This is a genomic window from Ralstonia sp. Ralssp135 (genome assembly GCF_047304345.1).
Taxonomy (GTDB): Bacteria; Pseudomonadota; Gammaproteobacteria; order Burkholderiales; family Burkholderiaceae; genus Ralstonia; species Ralstonia chuxiongensis.
Genome location: NZ_JBGLYZ010000006.1, coordinates 127,726 through 145,123 on the forward strand (window position 1 = coordinate 127,726; position 17,398 = coordinate 145,123).

Below are 17,398 nucleotides of genomic sequence, written 5' to 3' on the forward strand. Positions count from 1 at the left end.
CTAGCGGAGCGTCAGGTTTCCCTTGAAATTCGCCTTCTTCATCAAAGACTCGTACTGCTGAGACATCACGTAGGACTGCACTTGCGCCATGAAGTCCATCGTCACAACCACGATGATCAACAGGGACGTCCCACCGAAGTAGAACGGCACATTCCAGCGCAGCACCAAGAACTCTGGCAACAGACACACCAGCGTGATGTAGATCGCACCCGCCAGGGTCAAACGCACCAGAATCTTGTCGATATACCGCGTGGTTTGCTCGCCCGGACGGATGCCCGGAATGAACGCCCCACTCTTCTTCAGGTTATCCGCCACTTCGCGGCTGTTATAGACCAGCGCGGTGTAGAAGAAACAGAAGAAGATGATCGCCGCCGCATACAGCAGGATGTATACCGGCTGACCCGGCGACAGCGTTGCTGCCAGGTCCTTGACGACCCGTGCGACCGGATTCGTCGAGTTGCCGGCTGTAAACCAGCCCGCGATCGTGGCCGGGAACAGAATGATCGACGACGCAAAGATCGGCGGAATCACCCCAGCCATATTCAACTTCAGCGGCAGATGCGACGACTGTCCGCCATAAATCTTGTTACCAACCTGCCGCTTGGCGTAGTTGACGAGGATCTTGCGCTGGCCGCGTTCAATGAACACGACCACAAACGTCACCGCACCAATAATCGCCACCACCAGGATCGCGGAGAAAATCCCCATCGAGCCCGTACGCACCAGCTCGAACAAGCCGCCGATCGCGTTGGGCAGTCCCGCGGCAATTCCGCCGAAAATGATGATCGAGATACCGTTGCCCAGACCACGCTCGGTGATCTGCTCACCCAGCCACATCAGGAACATCGTGCCCGTCACCAGCGTAATCACTGCGGTGGCCCGGAACATCAGACCCGGATCCAACACCAGACCCGGCTGCGCTTCGAGCGCCACTGCAATCCCCAGCGCCTGGAACGTTGCCAGGACGACCGTACCGTAGCGCGTGTACTGCGTAATCTTGCGCTGGCCGGCTTGGCCTTCCTTCTTCAACGATTCCAGCTGCGGCAGCACGATCGTCAGCAGTTGCATGATGATCGACGCCGAGATGTACGGCATGATCCCCAGCGCAAACACCGTGAAACGCGACAGCGCGCCGCCGGAGAACAGGTTGAACATCCCGAGGATGCCGCCCGACTGCCGTTGGAAAAGCTGCGCCAGTTGATCCGGATCGATACCCGGCACAGGAATGTGCGCGCCGATCCGGTACACCAGCAGTGCCAGAACCAGGAACACCAGCCGACGGCGAAGATCGCCGTACTTGGCCGTGTTCTTGGCTTGGGCCATCACATTAGGTTTCGCCGTGGCCAAACGGATGCTCCGTCAGTGTGAAACAGCAGGCTATTAGGCCAGCGAGCCACCAGCTGCTTCGATTGCGGCTTTCGCCCCAGCCGTCGCGCCGATACCTTTCAGGGTCACCTTCTTGTCGATTTCACCCGACAGGATCACCTTGGCGCTCTTGACCATCTCGCCAACGAGGCCGGCTTGCTTGAGGGACAGCAGATCGATTTCTTCGATCGGCAGGCCCGCGAGGTCGCCCAGACGCACTTCAGCGGTGAATTCCTTGGTCAGCGAGGTGAAACCACGCTTGGGCAGACGACGATGCAGGGGCATCTGGCCGCCTTCGAAGCCGACCTTGTGGAAACCACCCGAACGCGACTTCTGCCCCTTGTGACCACGACCAGCCGTCTTGCCCAGGCCCGAACCAATACCGCGACCAACGCGGCGCTTGGCGTGCTTGGAGCCGGCTGCCGGCTTCAGGTTATTCAGTTGCATGTTCTTCTCCGTCTTGCCTTAGCCGATGACCTTGACCAGGTAGGACACCTTGTTGATCATGCCGCGCACTGCGGGCGTGTCCTGCAATTCGGACACCGAGTTCATGCGGCGCAGGCCCAGGCCGCGCACCGTGGCGCGGTGGTCTTCGCGCGTACCGATCAGGCTGCGCACGAGTTGGACTTTCACGGTTTTCTGCGACATATCGTTCACCTATCCCTTCGGCTTAGCCGAGGATCTCTTCGACCGACTTGCCACGCTTGGCGGCGACTTCGGCCGGGGTGCTCATCTTGCGCAGGCCATCCAGCGTTGCGCGCACCATGTTGTAAGGATTGGTCGAACCGTGCGACTTGGTCACGATGTTCGTCACGCCCATCACTTCGAAGATGGCGCGCATCGGACCACCGGCGATCACGCCAGTACCGTCCTTAGCGGGCATCATCTGCACCTTTGCGGCGCCATGCTTGCCAACCACTTCGTGCTGCAGCGTACCGTTCTTCAGCGGGACCTTGACCATCTTGCGACGGGCTTCGTCCATTGCCTTCTGCACGGCCACGGGGACTTCCTTAGCCTTACCCTTGCCCATGCCGATACGGCCGTCGCCGTCGCCGACCACAGTCAGAGCAGCGAAACCGAGAATCCGGCCGCCCTTGACCACCTTGGTCACACGGTTGACCGCGATCATCTTCTCGCGAAGACCGTCGTCGCGTTCGTCCCCTTGGACCTTAGGTTGAATTTTTGCCATGACGATATCCTCTATGCCGGCTTAGAACTTCAGGCCAGCTTCGCGTGCCGCGTCGGCCAGAGCCTTCACGCGACCGTGATAACGGAAACCCGAGCGATCGAACGCCACGGCTTCGATGCCGGCAGCCTTCGCCTTCTCAGCGATACGCTTACCCACCAGGGTGGCAGCAGCGGTGTTGCCACCGTTGCCGTTCAGTTCCTTGCGGACTTCGGCTTCCGCCGTCGAGGCCGAAGCCAGGACCTTGGTGCCATCTTCCGAGAAGACCTGCGCATAAATGTGCAGGTTCGTACGGTGCACAGCCAGACGGGCGACGCTCAGTTCCGCAATTTTCAGGCGGGTCTGACGTGCACGGCGCAGACGCGAGTCATTTTTGTTCATGATGTGCACCCTTACTTCTTCTTGGTTTCCTTCAGGATCACACGCTCATCTGCGTAGCGCACACCCTTGCCCTTGTAGGGCTCCGGCGGACGATAACCACGCACTTCAGCGGCGACCTGACCAACTTTTTGCTTGTCCGAACCCTTGATGATGATCTCGGTCTGCGTCGGCGTTTCCGCCTTCACGCCTTCCGGCATCTCATGGATCACGTCGTGCGAGAAACCGAGTTGCAGCTTCAGAGCAGTGCCCTGAACCGATGCACGGTAACCCACGCCGACCAGGTTCAACTTGCGCTCAAAGCCCGTCGTCACACCCTTGACCATGTTGGCCGTCAGGGCGCGCATCGTACCTTGCAGCGCATTGGCTTCACGCGACTCATCTGCCGGCGCGAACGTGATCGTGCCGTTGTCGGTGTTGACCTTGACAAGCGAGTGAATCGGCTGCGTCAGAGTGCCCAGCGGGCCCTTAACGGTCAGCAGACCACCTGCGAAATTGACTTCTGCGCCCTTGGGCAGCGCGATGGGGGCCTTACCTACGCGAGACATGGTTCCCCTCCCTTAGGCGACGTAGCAAATGACTTCGCCACCGACACCGGTTGCGCGGGCGCGGCGGTCCGTCATCAGACCCTGGGGGGTCGAGATGATGGCGACACCCAGGCCGTTCATCACTTGCGGGATTTCATTACGGCCCTTGTACACACGCAGACCAGGCTTCGAGACGCGCTCCAGGCGCTCGATGACCGGACGGCCAGCGTAGTACTTCAGACCAATCGTCAGCGTGGACTTGCCACCCTGCTCGGTCACGGCGAATTCGTCGATGTAGCCTTCGTCCTTCAGGACTTTGGCGATTGCCACCTTCAGCTTCGACGACGGCATGACCACCGACGCTTTTTCCACCGCTTGCGCGTTGCGGATACGCGTCAGCATATCGGCGATCGGATCGCTCATGCTCATACTGTTTCTCCTGTAGCCTGTGCGTGATTACCAGCTGGCTTTCGTCAGACCCGGGATCTCGCCCTTGAAGGCGATCTCGCGGAGCTTGTTACGCGCCAGGCCGAACTTACGGAACGTACCGCGGGGACGACCGGTGATCGAGCAGCGGTTGCGCTGACGAGTCGGATTTGCATTGCGCGGCAGCGCTTGCAACTTCAGACGCGCTTCGTAGCGCTCTTCTTCCGACTTGCTTTGGTCGGCCACGATGGCTTCGAGAGCGGCGCGCTTCTCAGCGTACTTGGCCACGAGCTTGGCACGCTTCTTCTCGCGTTCGATCAGAGACAATTTAGCCACGGTAACCCCTTAATTACGGAACGGGAACTTGAACGCGTTGAGGAGCGCCTTCGCTTCCTCGTCGTTCTTCGCAGTCGTCGTGATGCTGATATTCAGACCACGGAGTGCGTCGATCTTGTCGTATTCAATCTCGGGGAAAATGATTTGCTCTTTCACACCGATGTTGTAGTTGCCACGACCATCGAACGCCTTGCCAGACACACCACGGAAGTCGCGCACGCGGGGCAGCGACACAGTGATGAAGCGATCCAGGAATTCGTACATACGTTGGCCACGCAGCGTGACCATCGTGCCGATCGGGTAACCCTGACGGATCTTGAAGCCGGCGATAGCCTTGCGGGCCTTCGTCACGATGGGCTTCTGACCAGCGATCTTGATCAGGTCGCCCGTGGCGTGCTCAATGACTTTCTTGTCATTGATGGCTTCGCCAAGACCCATGTTCAGGGTGATCTTGGTGATGCGCGGCACTTCCATCACAGACTTGTAGCCAAACTGCTTGATCAGTTCGGGCACAACCTTCTCTTTGTAAAACTCTTGCAGACGTGCAGTCATGCTCAACTCCTCTCTATTGCCCAGAATCAAGCGCCGACGGCAGCACCGGTGGTCTTCAGCACGCGCGTCTTCACGCCGCCTTCAACCTTGATGCCGACGCGCGACGGCTTGCCATTGGCATCCACGAGCGCAACGTTCGAAATATGGATGGGCATGACCTTGTCGACCACACCACCCGTGGTACCCAGCATCGGGTTCGGGCGCACGTGCTTCTTGGCAACGTTCACGCCTTCAACCGTCACATGCTCGGCGAGCACGGCCAGCACAGTACCTTGCTTGCCCTTGTCTTTACCGGTACGGACGATGACGCGATCGCCCTTGCGAATCTTGTTCATGCGGCCTCCGATTACAGCACTTCCGGCGCGAGCGACACGATCTTCATGAAGCGCTCGGTACGGAGTTCGCGAGTGACCGGCCCGAAAATGCGGGTGCCGATCGGCTCAAGCTTGGTGTTCAGCAGCACGGCGGCATTGCCGTCGAACTTGATGAGCGAGCCGTCAGGACGGCGCACGCCCTTGGCGGTACGCACCACCACGGCGTTGTAGATATCGCCCTTCTTCACGCGACCACGCGGGGCAGCATCCTTGACGCTGACCTTGATGATGTCGCCGACGCTGGCGTAGCGGCGCTTCGAACCGCCCAGCACCTTGATGCACATGACTTCACGCGCACCCGTGTTATCGGCCACTTCGAGCCGGCTTTCTGTCTGAATCATGGTGTTCTCGTCCCAACTTAATTCGCCAAACGCACAATGCGCAGAGGCGATCAGTCTTGGTCCCGCCGGCTGCTGGCATTGCGCCAACTGCGATTGGGTTGATCAACTTGAAGTCGGTAGCTGCCCGACGGCGATTGCCGCCTGGCCCATTCGCTTTCCCCCTCACCCGAGCCACCAGCAGATTTGCTGGCCACCCTCTTAAAGGGAAAGACCGAGACTATATCACATAATCTCGGCCTTGCAACAGCAAACTACTCCGCTGTTGTTTTAGATCACGCGTGCAGCTTCAAGCAGACGCGACACCACCCACGACTTGGTGCGGGAAAGCGGACGCGATTCCGTGATCTCAACCTTGTCGCCTTCGTTGTACTGGTTGGCTTCGTCGTGCGCGTGGTACTTCTTCGAGCGCACCACGTACTTGCCGTACAGCGGATGCTTGACGCGGTTTTCGATCAGGACCGTGACGGTCTTGTCCATCTTGTTGCTGACAACGCGACCGACGAGCGTGCGCTTCAGGGACGTTGCGGCTTCAGTCATTTCTGGTTCCCCTTCTGGCCCAGCACGGTGCGGACACGCGCGATGTCACGACGCACCTTCTTCAGCTGGCTGGTGTTCTGCAGCTGTTGCGTCGCTTTTTGCATGCGCAGGCCAAATTGGGCCTTCAGCAGCTCGGAGAGCTCCTGGTTCAGCCCGGCGACATCTTTGTCGCGCAGTTCGGATGCTTTCATGGTGTGTGCTCCTTACGTTCCGACCTGACGCACCACGAAGCTGGTCGCGATCGGCAGCTTGGCAGCGGCCAGACGAAATGCCTCGCGTGCCAGTTCTTCGCCAACGCCGTCCATTTCGTACAGCATCTTGCCCGGCTGAATTTCAGCCACGTAGTATTCCGGGTTGCCCTTACCGTTACCCATACGGACTTCGGCAGGCTTCTTCGAGATCGGCTTGTCCGGGAAAATCCGGATCCAAATGCGGCCGCCACGCTTGATGTGACGGGTCATCGCACGACGCGCCGACTCAATCTGACGCGCGGTCAGACGGCCACGGCCCATCGCCTTCAGACCGAATTCGCCGAACGAGACTGCGTTGCCGCGCGTCGCGATACCGGTGTTACGGCCCTTCTGCTCCTTGCGGTACTTCCTGCGCTTAGGTTGCAGCATGTTTATTCTCCAGTCTTGGCGTCGGCGCCACGACGGGCACCTGCACCAGCACCGCGGCGCTGACCGGCCGGGCGACCTTCGCCCTCACGGCGACGACCTTCCGGGCGACCCGGACGCTTGCGACGCTCTTCTTGCGGCTCTTCCACGACGGGTGCGTCGTTGCGACCGAGGTGGTCACCCTTGTACACCCACACCTTGACACCGATGATGCCGTAGGTGGTTTCCGCTTCGGAGAAGCCGTAGTCGATATCGGCGCGCAGCGTGTGCAGGGGCACACGGCCTTCGCGGTACCACTCGGTACGGGCGATTTCGATGCCGTTCAGACGGCCTGAGCTCATGATCTTGATGCCCTGGGCACCCAGACGCATCGCGTTCTGCATCGCGCGCTTCATTGCGCGACGGAACATGATGCGGCGCTCGAGCTGCTGCGTGATCGAATCGGCGATCAGCTGTGCATCGACTTCCGGCTTGCGGATTTCTTCGATGTTCACGTGCACGGGCACGCCCATGCGACGTTGCAGCTCAGCCTTCAGCAGCTCGATGTCCTCGCCCTTCTTGCCGATCACCACGCCCGGACGCGAGCTGTAAATGGTGATACGAGCATTCTTGGCCGGACGTTCGATGACCACGCGGCCCACCGACGCGTTCTTCAGCTTCTTCTTCAGAAACTCGCGAACCTCGATGTCTTCCTTGAGCATGCCGGCAAACTGGGTGTTGCTCGCGTACCAACGCGATGCCCAGTTACGGCTGACAGCCAGACGGAAGCCAGTCGGATGAATCTTCTGTCCCATCGTGACCCCTTAGTTGCCCAGCGTCACAGTGATGTGACAGGTTTGTTTCTCGATGCGGTTGCCACGGCCCTTCGCACGCGCCGTGAAGCGCTTGAGCGACGTGGCCTTGTCGATGTAGATCGACTTGACCTTCAGCTCGTCGATATCGGCGCCTTCATTGTGCTCGGCGTTCGCGATGGCGGACTCAACCACCTTCTTCACGATGCCAGCCGCCTTCTTCGGGCTGAACGTCAGCACGTTGAGCGCGCGCTCGATCGACAGGCCGCGGATCTGGTCAGCAACCAGGCGCGTTTTCTGTGCGGAGATACGGGCGCCGCGATGAATCGCTTTAACTTCCATGATTGCCCCTTATCGCTTCGCTTTCTTGTCGGCAGCGTGGCCCTTGAACGTACGCGTGAGCGCAAATTCGCCGAGCTTGTGGCCAACCATGTTTTCCGTGACATACACGGGCACGTGCTGACGACCGTTGTGAACGGCGATCGTCAAGCCGATGAAGTCCGGCAGAATGGTCGAACGACGCGACCAAGTCTTGATGGGCTTCTTGTCCTTCGTTTGCACCGCCGCCTCAACCTTCTTCAGCAGGTGGGCGTCAATGAAAGGACCCTTTTTTACGGAACGAGTCATATCTAAGCTCCTACCTACCGATTAACGCTTGTGACGGCGCTGAACGATCATGCTGTCAGTGCGCTTGTTACGACGGGTGCGGTAGCCCTTGGTCGGCGTGCCCCACGGGGACACCGGATCACGGCCAGCAGCAGTCTTACCTTCACCACCACCATGCGGGTGATCGACCGGGTTCATCACCACACCGCGAACGGTCGGGCGAATACCGCGCCAACGGGTTGCACCGGCCTTGCCGATCTGGCGCAGGCTGTGCTCTTCGTTGCCGACTTCACCGATGGTCGCGCGGCACTCGATGTGCACGCGGCGCACTTCACCCGAGCGCAGACGCACTTGAGCGTAGATGCCTTCGCGAGCCAGCAGTACGGCGGACGTGCCGGCCGAACGGGCAACTTGAGCACCCTTGCCCGGCAGGATTTCCACGCAGTGGATCGTCGTACCGACCGGAATGTTGCGGATCGGCAGGTTGTTACCGGCCTTGATCGGCGCTTCCGAGCCGTTAGCAATGGCTTGGCCAACCACAGCGCCCTTCGGGGCGATGATGTAGCGGCGCTCGCCGTCAGCGAACAGCACGAGCGCGATGTTGGCGCTACGGTTTGGGTCGTATTCCAGGCGTTCGATCTTGGCCGGAATACCGTCCTTATCGTTACGTTTGAAGTCGACGACGCGATAGTGATGCTTGTGACCACCGCCCTTGTGACGGGTGGTGATGTGGCCGTTGTTGTTACGGCCCGACTTCTGGATTTGCTTTTCCAGCAGCGGGGCGTGCGGCGCGCCCTTGTGAAGGTCGGGGTTAACGACCTTCACCATCGAGCGGCGGCCCGGCGATGTCGGCTTGGTTTTGACGAGTGCCATGATTACTTGGCCTCCGCTTCAAAATTGATTTCCTGGCCCGGCTTCAGCGAAACATAGGCCTTCTTCACGTGGTCACGACGACCCATGAAGCGACCGAAGCGCTTTTGCTTGCCCTTCTGGTTCAGGATCTGGACGGACTCGACTTCGACCTTGAACAGCAGTTCGACAGCCGCTTTCACTTCGCCCTTGTTGGCGTCGCGAGCCACTTCGAACACGACCTGTTCGTTCTTCTCGGCCACCAGGGTTGCCTTTTCAGACACCACAGGCGCCAGCAGCACCTGCATCAAGCGATGGTCGTTCTTGGCAACTTGCGTCATTTCAGCAACTCCTCGATCTGCGCGACGGCTGCCTTGGTCACGAGCACCTTTTTGTAGTGCACGAGCGACAGCGGGTCGGCGTGACGCGGCTCAACCACGAGCACGTGCGCCAGGTTGCGCGATGCCAGGAAGAGGTTTTCGTCCAGGTTATCGGTAATCACGAGCACCGAATCCAGGCCCATGGCGCGGAACTTGTCGGCCAGCAGCTTGGTTTTGGGCGCGTCGACGGACAGGCTGTCAACGACGTTGATGCGACCTTCACGGGCAAGCTGCGAATAAATCGAGCGCATGCCGGCGCGGTACATCTTCTTGTTGACCTTCTGCGAGAAGTTTTCTTCCGGGCTGTTCGGGAAGATACGACCACCCCCGCGCCACAGCGGGGAGGAGCTCATACCTGCACGGGCGCGGCCCGTACCCTTTTGGCGCCACGGCTTCTTGGTCGTGTGCTTGACCTCTTCACGATCCTTCTGCTTACGGTTACCGCTGCGAGCGTTGGCCTGGTAAGCGACGACGACTTGGTGAACGAGGGCTTCGTTGTAGTCACGGCCGAACACTTCCGGCGAGGCAGCAACGCCGGCGCCAAGTTGACCGTTGTCCTGGAGCAGCTTCAGTTCCATGCGTTTGCTCCTTATGCCTTCTTGGCGCGGGCCTTCACGGCCGGCGTGACGATGACTTGACCGCCCTTGGCGCCCGGAATCGCACCCTTGACCAGCAGCAGCTTGCGCTCTGCGTCAATCTTGGCGATTTCCAGGTTTTGAACGGTACGGGTGACGTCACCCATGTGACCGGTCATGCGCTTGCCCGGGAACACGCGGCCCGGATCCTGCGCCATACCGATCGAGCCCGGCACGTTGTGCGAGCGCGAGTTACCGTGCGAGGCGCGGCCCGACGAGAAGTGGTAACGCTTGATGGTACCGGCGTAGCCCTTACCAATCGTCACACCCTGGACGTCGATCTTCTGACCGACTTCGAACAGGTCGACGCTGATGTTCGCACCAGGCTGGAATTCAGCGGCACGAGCGGCATCCACTCGGAATTCTTTGATGACTTCGCCCGCTTCCACGCCGGCTTTGGCGAGATGACCCGCCAGCGGCTTGGTGACGCGGCTGGCGCGTCGGGTGCCGAAGGTGACTTGAACCGCGGTATAACCGTCGGTCTCGTCCGTCTTGATTTGCGTCACGCGGTTGTCGCCGACCTCGAGCACGGTGACGGGAATCGAATCGCCGTCGTCCGTGAAAATACGGGTCATGCCAACCTTGCGACCTACAAGGCCAAGGCTCATGGTTTGCTCCATTCCCAGCTGCGATTGGCCGGGGCTGATTGATACTACGAATCTTGAACTGGACTGCGCCTAAAGAGACAGCGCTAGGCCAAAACGGCCCGCCCACTCCCCTGACTAAAGGGGTAGCCCTACAATATATCCGGGTTACGGACAATATGCAAGAGCGATTGCCGAATGGTGTTCCGGACATCGTGTGCAATGCAACATCCGACGCTCAAAAGCAAAACGGCGAGCACTTGGCTCGCCGTTTGCCCGTTACCGGAAGGGTCCGGTAGCGTTGTCTTGCTTATTGCAGCTTGATCTCGACGTCCACGCCAGCCGGCAGGTCCAGCTTCATCAGCGCATCAACGGTCTTGTCCGTCGGGTCGACGATGTCCATCAGACGCTGGTGCGTACGGATCTCGAACTGGTCGCGGCTGGTCTTGTTGACGTGCGGCGAACGCAGAACGTCGAAACGCTGGATGCGAGTCGGCAGGGGCACCGGGCCCTTGACGATCGCGCCAGTGCGCTTGGCGGTTTCAACGATTTCGGCGGCCGACTGATCGATCAGGCGATAGTCGAAAGCCTTCAGGCGGATACGGATCTTCTGGTTCTGCATGATGTTTCCTTAAAGAGCATGGCGGCCGGGCCGCCGGTAGATTGAAAGAGCGATGCAACAAGCGATGCGCCGCACCCCTTACGAGGAACAGCGCATCGATCCGCCTTTTACTTCAGGATCTTGGCAACGACGCCGGCACCCACGGTACGGCCGCCTTCACGGATTGCGAAGCGCAGGCCTTCTTCCATGGCGATCGGGGCGATCAGCTTGACGGTGATCGACACGTTGTCGCCCGGCATAACCATTTCCTTGCCTTCCGGCAGGGCGATCGAGCCAGTCACGTCCGTCGTACGGAAGTAGAACTGCGGGCGGTAGTTGTTGAAGAACGGCGTGTGACGGCCGCCTTCGTCCTTCGACAGGATGTAGACCTCGCCCGTGAATTCCGTGTGCGGCTTGATCGAGCCCGGCTTTGCCAGCACTTGGCCGCGCTGGACGTCTTCGCGCTTCGTACCGCGCAGCAGAATACCGACGTTGTCGCCTGCTTGACCTTGGTCGAGCAGCTTGCGGAACATTTCCACGCCCGTGCAGGTCGTCTTGTCGATCTTCGGCTTGTCGCCGTCCATGGCGATACCGACGATTTCGATTTCTTCGCCGACCTTGACGACGCCGCGCTCGATACGGCCGGTCACCACGGTGCCGCGACCCGAGATCGAGAACACGTCTTCCACCGGCATCAGGAACGTGCCGTCAACAGCGCGCTCCGGCGTCGGGATGTAGGTGTCCAGTGCGTCGGCCAGGTTCATGATGGCCACTTCGCCCAGTTCGCCCTTGTCGCCTTCCAGCGCCAGCTTGGCCGAACCCTTGATGATCGGGGTGTCGTCGCCCGGGAAGTCGTACTTCGACAGAAGTTCGCGCACTTCCATCTCGACCAGCTCCAGCAGCTCAGCGTCGTCCACCATGTCGCACTTGTTCAGGAAGACGATGATGTACGGCACGCCGACCTGACGGGCCAGCAGGATGTGCTCACGCGTTTGCGGCATCGGGCCGTCAGCGGCCGAGCACACCAGGATTGCGCCGTCCATCTGGGCGGCACCGGTAATCATGTTCTTGACGTAGTCCGCGTGGCCCGGGCAGTCAACGTGCGCGTAGTGACGGTTAGCCGTTTCGTACTCGATGTGCGCGGTGTTGATCGTGATGCCGCGTGCCTTTTCTTCCGGCGCTGCGTCGATTTCGTCGTACTTCTTCGCGGTACCACCGAACTTGCTCGACAGCACGGTTGCGATCGCTGCGGTCAGCGTCGTCTTGCCGTGGTCAACGTGACCAATCGTACCAACGTTCACGTGCGGCTTGGTCCGCTCGAACTTTTCCTTTGCCATGTCAGCTCCTCAATTCGGAATCGGCTAATTACTAGATTTGGATGCGGGCAGCACGCACACGCGCGCCGCCCAAAACACGTTGATTACTTCGTACCCTTGGCAGCCATCACAGCTTCGGCGATGTTCTTCGGTGCCTCAGCGTATTGCTTGAATTCCATGGTGTACGTGGCGCGGCCTTGCGTCTGCGAGCGCAGCGACGTCGAATAACCGAACATTTCCGACAGCGGGACTTCGGCCTTGATGATCTTGCCGCCGCCCACCATGTCGTCCATGCCCTGCACGATGCCGCGGCGGGACGACAAGTCGCCCATCACGGTACCCGTGTAGTCTTCCGGCGTTTCCACTTCCACGGCCATCATCGGCTCGAGCAGAACCGGCGTGGCGCGGCGCATGGCTTCCTTGAAAGCCATCGAGCCAGCCATGCGGAACGCGTTTTCGTTCGAGTCCACGTCGTGGTACGAACCGAACGTCAGCGTGACCTTCACGTCCACCACCGGGAAGCCCGCCAGAATACCGGCCGGCAGCGTGTCGACGATACCCTTCTCGACTGCCGGGATGTATTCGCGAGGAATCACACCGCCCTTGATGGCGTCGACGAACTCGAAGTTCTTGCCAGCCTTCTTCGCCTCGTCATCCGCCGGTTCCAGCGTGATCACAGCGTGACCGTACTGACCGCGACCACCGGACTGCTTGACGAACTTGCCTTCGACGTCTTCAACCTTCTTGCGGATGGTTTCGCGGTAGGCAACTTGCGGGGCGCCGATGTTGGCTTCCACGCCGAATTCGCGCTTCATGCGATCGACCAGAATTTCGAGGTGCAGCTCACCCATACCCGAAATGATGGTCTGGCCCGATTCTTCATCGGTACGCACGCGGAACGACGGATCTTCAGCAGCCAGGCGGTTCAGGGCGATACCCATCTTTTCCTGGTCAGCCTTGGTCTTCGGCTCGACAGCCTGCGAGATCACCGGCTCCGGGAACACCATGCGCTCGAGAATGATCGGAGCGCTCGGGTCGCACAGCGTGTCACCCGTGGTAGCGTCCTTCAGGCCCACTGCAGCGGCGATGTCGCCTGCCAGCACTTCCTTGATTTCTTCGCGCTGGTTGGCGTGCATCTGCAGAATACGGCCCAGACGCTCCTTCTTCTGCTTCACCGGGTTGTACACGGTGTCGCCCGAGTTGATCTTGCCCGAGTAGACGCGGAAGAAGATCAGTTGACCAACGAACGGGTCGGTCATGATCTTGAACGCCAGCGCCGAGAACTTCTCGTTGTCGTCTGCCTTACGCTCGAGCTTCTTCTCTTCGTCGTTTTCGTCAATGCCTTGAACCGGCGGAATGTCGACCGGCGACGGCAGGAAGTCGATCACGGCGTCGAGCATCCGCTGCACGCCCTTGTTCTTGAACGCGGTGCCGCACAGCATCGGCTGGATTTCGCAGGCGATGGTACGGTCGCGCAGTGCCTTGACGATCTCAGCACGGGTCAGCTCTTCGCCGCCCAGGTACTTTTCCATCAGCGCTTCGCTGGCTTCAGCGGCCGACTCGACCATCTTCTCGCGCCACTCGTTGCACGTGTCAACGAGTTCTGCCGGGATGTCGGTGTATTCGAACTTCACGCCTTGGCTGGCTTCGTCCCAAATGATCGCCTTCATTTCCAGCAGATCGACGACGCCCTGGAAGCCATCTTCAGCGCCGATGGGCACCACGACGGGCACGGGGTTGGCCTTCAGACGGGTCTTCAGCTGGTCGTAGACCTTGAAGAAGTTCGCGCCGGTACGGTCCATCTTGTTGACGAACGCCAGACGCGGCACCTTGTACTTGTTGGCCTGACGCCAGACGGTTTCCGACTGCGGCTGCACGCCACCCACTGCGCAGTACACCATGCACGCGCCGTCCAGCACACGCATGGAACGCTCCACCTCGATGGTGAAGTCCACGTGGCCCGGGGTGTCGATGATGTTGAAGCGGTGCTCGGGATAGTTGCCGCCCATGCCCTTCCAGAAGGCGGTGGTAGCAGCGGACGTGATGGTGATGCCGCGCTCCTGCTCTTGCTCCATCCAGTCCATGGTGGCAGCGCCATCATGCACTTCACCGATCTTGTGGTTCACACCGGTGTAGAACAGGATCCGCTCGGTCGTGGTGGTCTTGCCGGCGTCGATGTGAGCGGAGATACCGATGTTACGGTAGCGCTCAATGGGGGTCTTACGAGCCACGGTTAATCCTCAGATTCGTCAACGGGGCGCCGGCCCGTGGCCAAGCGCCCCTAATACAAATGGGCGAGATGTGCGCACACAGCCCGCCCAGCAACCAACAACGTCTCGCGTCGCTTAGAAGCGGAAGTGCGAGAACGCCTTGTTGGCTTCAGCCATGCGGTGCACTTCATCGCGCTTCTTCATGGCGCCGCCGCGGCCTTCCGAGGCTTCGAGCAGCTCACCAGCCAGACGCAGGGCCATCGACTTCTCGCTGCGCTTCTTCGCAGCTTCCCGCAGCCAACGCATCGCCAATGCCAGACGACGCGACGGCCGGACTTCGACCGGCACCTGATAGTTGGCGCCACCAACACGACGGCTCTTCACTTCGACCACCGGCTTGATGTTGCCGATAGCCAGCGTGAACACCTCGATAGGCGCCTTGCCTGCTTTCTTCTCGATCTGGTCGAACGCACCGTAGACGATACGCTCAGCCACCGACTTCTTGCCGTCCAGCATCAGGACGTTCATGAACTTGGCGACTTCCACATTGCCGAACTTCGGGTCCGGCAGAATTTCCCGCTTGGGGACTTCACGACGACGTGGCATCTTCTTTCCTTCTCTGTTCAGTTGAGAACCGCTTCGGTTCTCCGGCCACCAACTAGCTTGTCTTCCAACAATCTGAGCCGGGTGACCACTTACTCGACGGTGCCAGTGCGGTCAAAAAACGCACCGTTGTACCGCCTGCTCATGACAAGACCGTGACCGCAAAAGCGGCGCGATCTCACTGACGACTTAAGCCGCCTTCGGACGCTTCGCGCCGTACTTCGAACGCGCTTGCTTACGGTCCTTGACGCCTTGCAGGTCAAGGGAGCCGCGCACGATGTGGTAACGCACACCCGGCAAGTCCTTCACACGGCCGCCGCGGATCAGCACGACGCTGTGTTCTTGCAGGTTGTGGCCTTCACCGCCGATGTACGAAATGACTTCGAAACCGTTGGTCAGGCGCACCTTGGCGACCTTACGCAGTGCCGAGTTCGGCTTCTTCGGCGTCGTGGTGTACACGCGGGTGCACACGCCGCGACGCTGCGGGCAGTTCTCAAGTGCCGGGCTCTTGCTCTTCAGCTTTTCCGAGACGCGGGGCTTGCGAACCAGTTGATTGATGGTTGGCATTGTTCAATCCAGCTTGGTTTTTGAAAAATCGCCGGTTCACATAACGTGAACGCCTCATTTGTGAGGCGGACGGCGCAATCGGGTTTTATGGAAGTGGCGAGCAGAACGCTCTGAAGGGAGGACCTGCGGGAACAGATCAAGACCAAAGAGCGCGAGCCCGTCTGGTTCAGATGTCTTGCACAGCGCTTTGCCGGGCACGGACGTGCGAAACCAGAAGCCAAAAACTCGAATCTGGCACTATAGCGGGCTGTCTTGCAAGCGTCAAGCGCGCCACCAGTCTGGTGACGCCTGAGTAGATCAGCAACGGCGCGGTGTGGCGCCAATGGCACGCGGCGCGCCCGCGGGCCACACAAAGACGAGGGCAGCCGCCGCCACAAACCCAAGCGCCAGAACGGATACGCCGATCCATCCGCCACCCGCCCATGCCACGCCGGCCAAGCCACCGCCCGCGGCTGCACCAAAGAAGAACGCGCCGGTGTACAGACCATTCACGCGCCCGCGAACCTCCGGGGACAGCGTGTTGACCATGTAGCGGCCGAGCGCCTGGTCGCCGATGGCACCGAAGTCGAGCAGCAGCGCCGCAGCTACCAACATCGTCAACATGGCGGGGACGCTGAGCCCCGGCAACAGTGCCGAAGCCAGTGCCAACAACAAACCCGTCGCCGCACTGCCGTGCGCGAGCAGCGTACCCACGCGCACCAAACCGCGATCCGCGAGCCGTCCGGCAATCGGCGCGGCCACAACGCCGGCCGCGCCGCACAGCGCGAAGATGCCAATACCGTTCTGCGAAAGATGGAACGGCGCTGCCGCCAACCGCAGGGCCACAGCGGTCCAAAACAGCGTGAACGCGGCCATCAGCAAGGCCTGGGTGGCGGCGCGGCGGCGCAACAACGGTTCGCTACGCAGCAGACGACCGTATGAGCCCAGCAGCGCGCCGTACGACAGCGTGCGCGGCGGCACGAAGGTCGGCATCACGCGCGGCAGGAAGACAGCCAGCACTGCAATCGCCACCGCCGATGCGCCGTAGAACGCTCGCCAGCCCCACTGCGCCGCAATCAGGCTGGCCGCCGGGCGCGACAGCAGGATGCCCAGGTTCAGGCCGATCATGATGTCGCCGAGCACGCGCCCGCGCCGGTGGTCTGCGGCCAGGCGGCCCGCCAGCGCAATCAGCATCTGAATGACGGTCGACGTGAGGCCGATGGCAAAGGCGGCAAGCATCAGCACCTGGCCGCTGTGCGCGACGGTGGTCAGCGCCAGCGAAGCCACCGCGCCCCACAGCGTGCGCGAGGCGAGCGCGCGATTGTCCTGCAGATCGGTCAGCGGCATTAGCAGCAACAGGCCGATTCCGTAGCCGATAAGGGTGGCGGTCACCAGCAGCCCAGTTGCGGCCGTGGTCCAGCCAATGCTCGCGGCGATTTCGGCGACGAGCGGCTGGATGCCGAACAGGTTGATGACGATGAGCCCGACGGCGGCGGCAAACAACGGCGTGGCGCCGTGGGGGAGCCGGTCGGTGGCTGGCGGGTTGGAAACGGCAACAGCAGGAGCTTCGGTAGTCATGATGAACAGGACGAAGGATCGGAGCGCCCATCGTAGCCAGCCGATTCGCGTAGATTAAGG

The 17,398-nt window shown here is 60.6% G+C and carries 27 protein-coding genes; all 27 read right to left on the bottom strand.

The features are described from left to right. Positions 1 to 1,323, bottom strand: coding sequence for a preprotein translocase subunit SecY (gene secY, locus ACCD03_RS07260; RefSeq protein ID WP_009277656.1), 1,323 nt, complete (start codon positions 1,321 to 1,323; stop codon positions 1 to 3). Between the two features lie 57 nt (positions 1,324 to 1,380). Continuing rightward, positions 1,381 to 1,812, bottom strand: a complete 432-nt coding sequence (gene rplO, locus ACCD03_RS07265) for a 50S ribosomal protein L15 (protein WP_024977880.1) — start codon at positions 1,810 to 1,812, stop codon at positions 1,381 to 1,383. Positions 1,813 to 1,830: 18 nt separating this feature from the next. Next, a complete protein-coding gene (gene rpmD / locus ACCD03_RS07270; RefSeq protein WP_003264137.1) occupies positions 1,831 to 2,013 on the bottom strand; it encodes a 50S ribosomal protein L30 in 183 nt (60 codons plus the stop codon). 22 nt (positions 2,014 to 2,035) lie between these two features. After that, on the bottom strand, positions 2,036 to 2,554 hold the full coding sequence (gene rpsE / locus ACCD03_RS07275) for a 30S ribosomal protein S5 (protein WP_004634493.1): 519 nt from the start codon (positions 2,552 to 2,554) through the stop codon (positions 2,036 to 2,038). A gap of 21 nt (positions 2,555 to 2,575) precedes the next feature. Then, positions 2,576 to 2,932, bottom strand: coding sequence for a 50S ribosomal protein L18 (rplR, locus tag ACCD03_RS07280; RefSeq protein ID WP_004634492.1), 357 nt, complete (start codon positions 2,930 to 2,932; stop codon positions 2,576 to 2,578). Between the two features lie 11 nt (positions 2,933 to 2,943). After that, positions 2,944 to 3,477: a 50S ribosomal protein L6 gene (rplF, locus tag ACCD03_RS07285; protein ID WP_004634491.1), complete on the bottom strand. Its 534-nt coding sequence runs from the start codon at positions 3,475 to 3,477 to the stop codon at positions 2,944 to 2,946. 12 nt (positions 3,478 to 3,489) lie between these two features. Further along, entirely contained in the window at positions 3,490 to 3,885 is a 396-nt protein-coding gene (rpsH, locus tag ACCD03_RS07290) for a 30S ribosomal protein S8 (RefSeq protein WP_004634489.1), read from the bottom strand. A 27-nt stretch (positions 3,886 to 3,912) separates the two neighbouring features. After that, the gene (rpsN, locus tag ACCD03_RS07295; RefSeq protein WP_004634486.1) at positions 3,913 to 4,218 is read right to left on the bottom strand and encodes a 30S ribosomal protein S14; all 306 of its coding nucleotides are present in this window, start codon (positions 4,216 to 4,218) and stop codon (positions 3,913 to 3,915) included. A 9-nt stretch (positions 4,219 to 4,227) separates the two neighbouring features. Then, complete coding sequence (gene rplE / locus ACCD03_RS07300; RefSeq protein WP_009241894.1) at positions 4,228 to 4,770, bottom strand: 50S ribosomal protein L5; 543 nt, start codon at positions 4,768 to 4,770, stop codon at positions 4,228 to 4,230. 26 nt (positions 4,771 to 4,796) lie between these two features. Then, entirely contained in the window at positions 4,797 to 5,105 is a 309-nt protein-coding gene (rplX, locus tag ACCD03_RS07305; RefSeq protein ID WP_009241893.1) for a 50S ribosomal protein L24, read from the bottom strand. An 11-nt stretch (positions 5,106 to 5,116) separates the two neighbouring features. Continuing rightward, positions 5,117 to 5,485, bottom strand: a complete 369-nt coding sequence (gene rplN, locus ACCD03_RS07310) for a 50S ribosomal protein L14 (protein WP_003264129.1) — start codon at positions 5,483 to 5,485, stop codon at positions 5,117 to 5,119. 267 nt (positions 5,486 to 5,752) lie between these two features. Further along, positions 5,753 to 6,022 (bottom strand): 30S ribosomal protein S17, encoded by a 270-nt coding sequence (gene rpsQ, locus ACCD03_RS07315; RefSeq protein ID WP_004634482.1) that lies wholly within the window; start codon positions 6,020 to 6,022, stop codon positions 5,753 to 5,755. Then, on the bottom strand, positions 6,019 to 6,213 hold the full coding sequence (rpmC, locus tag ACCD03_RS07320; protein WP_004634481.1) for a 50S ribosomal protein L29: 195 nt from the start codon (positions 6,211 to 6,213) through the stop codon (positions 6,019 to 6,021). The genes rpsQ and rpmC overlap by 4 nt, the downstream gene beginning before the upstream one ends. Positions 6,214 to 6,225: 12 nt before the next feature. After that, positions 6,226 to 6,642, bottom strand: coding sequence for a 50S ribosomal protein L16 (gene rplP, locus ACCD03_RS07325; protein WP_003264123.1), 417 nt, complete (start codon positions 6,640 to 6,642; stop codon positions 6,226 to 6,228). A 2-nt stretch (positions 6,643 to 6,644) separates the two neighbouring features. Then, entirely contained in the window at positions 6,645 to 7,433 is a 789-nt protein-coding gene (rpsC, locus tag ACCD03_RS07330; RefSeq protein ID WP_009241892.1) for a 30S ribosomal protein S3, read from the bottom strand. A 9-nt stretch (positions 7,434 to 7,442) separates the two neighbouring features. After that, positions 7,443 to 7,772: a 50S ribosomal protein L22 gene (rplV, locus tag ACCD03_RS07335; protein WP_004634479.1), complete on the bottom strand. Its 330-nt coding sequence runs from the start codon at positions 7,770 to 7,772 to the stop codon at positions 7,443 to 7,445. A 9-nt stretch (positions 7,773 to 7,781) separates the two neighbouring features. Beyond that, entirely contained in the window at positions 7,782 to 8,057 is a 276-nt protein-coding gene (gene rpsS / locus ACCD03_RS07340; RefSeq protein ID WP_004634478.1) for a 30S ribosomal protein S19, read from the bottom strand. A gap of 21 nt (positions 8,058 to 8,078) precedes the next feature. After that, positions 8,079 to 8,909 carry a 50S ribosomal protein L2 gene (gene rplB, locus ACCD03_RS07345; RefSeq protein WP_004634477.1) on the bottom strand — a complete coding sequence of 277 codons (831 nt, stop codon included), beginning with the start codon at positions 8,907 to 8,909 and terminating at the stop codon, positions 8,079 to 8,081. Positions 8,910 to 8,911: 2 nt separating this feature from the next. Further along, on the bottom strand, positions 8,912 to 9,226 hold the full coding sequence (rplW, locus tag ACCD03_RS07350; RefSeq protein WP_004634476.1) for a 50S ribosomal protein L23: 315 nt from the start codon (positions 9,224 to 9,226) through the stop codon (positions 8,912 to 8,914). Further along, positions 9,223 to 9,843: a 50S ribosomal protein L4 gene (rplD, locus tag ACCD03_RS07355; protein ID WP_004634475.1), complete on the bottom strand. Its 621-nt coding sequence runs from the start codon at positions 9,841 to 9,843 to the stop codon at positions 9,223 to 9,225. The genes rplW and rplD overlap by 4 nt, the downstream gene beginning before the upstream one ends. Positions 9,844 to 9,854: 11 nt before the next feature. Further along, positions 9,855 to 10,508 carry a 50S ribosomal protein L3 gene (rplC, locus tag ACCD03_RS07360; RefSeq protein ID WP_024977883.1) on the bottom strand — a complete coding sequence of 218 codons (654 nt, stop codon included), beginning with the start codon at positions 10,506 to 10,508 and terminating at the stop codon, positions 9,855 to 9,857. Between the two features lie 286 nt (positions 10,509 to 10,794). Then, the gene (gene rpsJ / locus ACCD03_RS07365; RefSeq protein ID WP_004634473.1) at positions 10,795 to 11,106 is read right to left on the bottom strand and encodes a 30S ribosomal protein S10; all 312 of its coding nucleotides are present in this window, start codon (positions 11,104 to 11,106) and stop codon (positions 10,795 to 10,797) included. Positions 11,107 to 11,213: 107 nt separating this feature from the next. Continuing rightward, positions 11,214 to 12,422: an elongation factor Tu gene (gene tuf, locus ACCD03_RS07370; RefSeq protein ID WP_024977884.1), complete on the bottom strand. Its 1,209-nt coding sequence runs from the start codon at positions 12,420 to 12,422 to the stop codon at positions 11,214 to 11,216. 83 nt (positions 12,423 to 12,505) lie between these two features. Continuing rightward, complete coding sequence (gene fusA / locus ACCD03_RS07375) at positions 12,506 to 14,632, bottom strand: elongation factor G (RefSeq protein WP_045203008.1); 2,127 nt, start codon at positions 14,630 to 14,632, stop codon at positions 12,506 to 12,508. A 114-nt stretch (positions 14,633 to 14,746) separates the two neighbouring features. Continuing rightward, positions 14,747 to 15,217, bottom strand: a complete 471-nt coding sequence (gene rpsG / locus ACCD03_RS07380; protein ID WP_004634470.1) for a 30S ribosomal protein S7 — start codon at positions 15,215 to 15,217, stop codon at positions 14,747 to 14,749. Between the two features lie 186 nt (positions 15,218 to 15,403). After that, complete coding sequence (rpsL, locus tag ACCD03_RS07385) at positions 15,404 to 15,781, bottom strand: 30S ribosomal protein S12 (protein ID WP_003265519.1); 378 nt, start codon at positions 15,779 to 15,781, stop codon at positions 15,404 to 15,406. A 297-nt stretch (positions 15,782 to 16,078) separates the two neighbouring features. Then, complete coding sequence (locus ACCD03_RS07390; RefSeq protein ID WP_325649152.1) at positions 16,079 to 17,338, bottom strand: MFS transporter; 1,260 nt, start codon at positions 17,336 to 17,338, stop codon at positions 16,079 to 16,081. Between the last annotated feature and the right edge of the window lie 60 nt (positions 17,339 to 17,398).